The organism is Staphylococcus sp. HMSC62A08 (assembly GCF_001839105.1).
Lineage (GTDB): Bacteria > Bacillota > Bacilli > Staphylococcales > Staphylococcaceae > Staphylococcus > Staphylococcus caprae.
The window spans coordinates 53,966-55,158 of record NZ_KV840033.1; the positions used below are offsets into that span (position 1 = coordinate 53,966).

2 protein-coding genes are annotated in these 1,193 nt (G+C 27.9%); both read right to left on the bottom strand.

Going from position 1 to position 1,193, the window contains the following annotated elements:
* Positions 1–53: 53 nt before the first annotated feature.
* The gene (locus HMPREF3264_RS05270) at positions 54–818 is read right to left on the bottom strand and encodes a tandem-type lipoprotein (RefSeq protein ID WP_070872319.1); all 765 of its coding nucleotides are present in this window, start codon (positions 816–818) and stop codon (positions 54–56) included.
* 50 nt (positions 819–868) lie between these two features.
* Positions 869–1,193 (bottom strand): Csa1 family protein (locus HMPREF3264_RS05275; protein ID WP_141764451.1); only part of this gene is annotated, 325 nt, incomplete at its 5' end.

Genomic DNA, 1,193 nt, shown 5'->3' on the forward strand with positions numbered 1-1,193 from the left:
TAGATAATGCATTGGCTCACATCTTTCTTAATTTTTGAAATTTTATTCAATCATTACTTATTCTCACTCGGGGCATATTCAACATCATCGGTAAAATAAATGTTTTCTCCTTTTTTCTCTACAAAGGTAAATTCAATATTTTTAGAACCTATGGATGAGCCTTTTAAATCACCAGAACCTTTTAATAATAATTTTGGTGCTTGTTTCGTAGGGATATCATATCTTTTTCTTAGTTTTTTAACATTCAAATCATTGTTGCTAAGTTGATATTTAGTAGAATAATTAGGGGCATTGGGATTATATGATACCTCGCCATCTTTATAATCTTTTAAATCTTTAAAATTTCCATATTGTGAGAAAAACTTAAAGTTTTCGATTTCTTTTTTTAATTTTTCATCATTTATTTGTTTAGTTGGAATGATTTTATTATCAATCAATTTGACTGGATATTCTTTCATTCGAGTGTGAAATCCTATATCACTTTTTTCTTTTACTTCAGTTATCATGAATTTACCTTTGGACGTTCTTGTATTTCGATTCATAAATAAAACCATGCGTCTAGTTTTTAAACCTTCCCCTTTTTGTTGGATATTGATACTAGACGTTATTACCCATGTTCCTTTATCGTCTTTATCAAATTCTTCATCTCGATAGCCTTGCTTATCATATAAATCTTCTAAGTTTTTAATTGGATACATACTTAACGTTTTATTAAAACTTTTTTCAATTTCAGCTTCTTTACTATCTCCACATCCACTGACCAAACAAATTAAAATTATTAGACTTATGTATAAATTTACTTTCTTTAGATAACGCACCGTCTCACATCTGCTTTCAATTTTGGAATTATATTCAATAGTTATGTTGGTCATTCATTATCCTTACTCGGATTGAAGTTCAAGCTATCAGTAAAATAAATATTTTCTTCTTCATTTTGAACAAAAGTAAATTCAAGATGTTTATAACCTACAGAAGAACCTTTTATGTCACCTGTACCCTTCAATATTAATTTAGGCGCTTGGTTCGTTGAGATATCATATCTTTTTCTTAATTGTTTTACATTATAATCATCATTGCTTAGTTGATATTGTGCAGAATAATTAGGTTCATTGGGATTATAGGACACCTCACCATTTTTATAGTCTTTTAAATCTTTGAAATTTCCATATTGTACAAAAAATTTAAAGTTTTCG